This window comes from Methylomonas lenta (genome assembly GCF_001644015.1).
Classification (GTDB): Bacteria; Pseudomonadota; Gammaproteobacteria; order Methylococcales; family Methylomonadaceae; genus Methylomonas; species Methylomonas lenta.
The window spans coordinates 1-1,201 of the sequence record NZ_LUUI01000070.1 but is presented as its reverse complement, the minus strand read 5'-3'; the positions used below and the strand labels follow the sequence as shown (position 1 = coordinate 1,201).

The following is a 1,201-nucleotide window of genomic DNA, read 5'->3' as shown; positions in this document are numbered from 1 at the left end:
GATCGGCAAGCGTCGGCCATCAAGAGACATTCGCCTATTTAAAGCAATGGCAGATAAAGAATGTATATACTCAGCTCGGCCAAGTATGCGGAAAATGATGCAGTTATAATATGGTATTTGCCTCCTACCAAGACATGCTTCAGCCCACCTTTACGGAAAAAGAAATCGCCCATCTTTATCAGCTATTCATGAAACATCCTTCAAGGGCGACAAAGAAGAAATTGCATGTCGTCTACCTGAAAGCCTTGGGCTTGCCGCATCAAGAAATTAACCGCATTGCACGTGTCAGTAGTGATAGCGTGACGCGTTATTTGAAAGCGTATATTGAGGGCGGCCTGGGGGCACTTTGCTCATCGCAGCACTATTGCCCTAGAAGTGCGTTACTGCCACATGCGGAAACACTCAAAACACACTTCAAAACCAATCCGCCGCATACCGTTGCTCAAGCGGCTTATGAAATTGAAGCGATCGTTGGGATTAAGCTAGCCCTTAGCGCTTGTCGCGATTTTATGCGCAAGCATTTAGGCATGAAATGCCGGAAAATGGCGGTGATCCCTTCTAAAGCCGACCCGGATAAGCAAAGCGAGTTTTTACATGGCAAGCTTGAACCCTTGCTGGAAGAGGAAAAACAAGGCAAGCGTCGTGTCTTTTTTGTCGATGCCGCACACTTTGTCATGGGCGCTTTCTTGGGTATGCTGTGGTGTTTCGAGCGCTTGTTTCTGAAATCATCCGCGGGACGCAACCGTTATAACGTATTGGGGGCGTATAGTGTTCAAGGTTCTGAACTGATTACCATCGCTAATAATACCTATATCAATTCCGATACATTAGTGACATTGCTAACCACCCTCCGTGAAGTGCATGCAGATACGGCTATCACTTTGGTCCTGGACAATGCCCGTTATCAGCGCTGCGACAAAGTGATCAATAAGGCTTTGGAATTGGACATTGACCTTCAATTTTTGCCGCCGTATTCACCTAACTTGAATCTGATCGAACGCTTATGGAAATTCACCAAAAAGCAATGCCTCTACAATCGTTATTACGAGACCTTTTTTGAATTCAAGACTGCCATAGATGATTGTCTTGATAAAGTGAATTCCACTTTTAACGCGCAGGTAAAATCACTCCTAAACCCCAGATTCCAGCTATTCCAAAAATCCGCAAATGTGACCGCGTGAAGTATAACAGTCATTCAGTA

General features: G+C 45.2%; 1 protein-coding gene. It reads left to right on the top strand.

The genetic code is table 11. The features are described from left to right. Nucleotides 1-134 precede the first annotated feature (134 nt). On the top strand, nucleotides 135-1,181 hold the full coding sequence (locus A1359_RS04680) for an IS630 family transposase (protein WP_066978717.1): 1,047 nt from the start codon (nucleotides 135-137) through the stop codon (nucleotides 1,179-1,181). Nucleotides 1,182-1,201: the final 20 nt, after the last annotated feature.

Excerpts from the sequence above, each read along its gene's own strand:
- A1359_RS04680 (WP_066978717.1), top strand. The coding sequence starts at position 135 with ATGCTTCAGCCCACCTTTACGGAAAAAGAAATCGCCCATCTTTATCAG.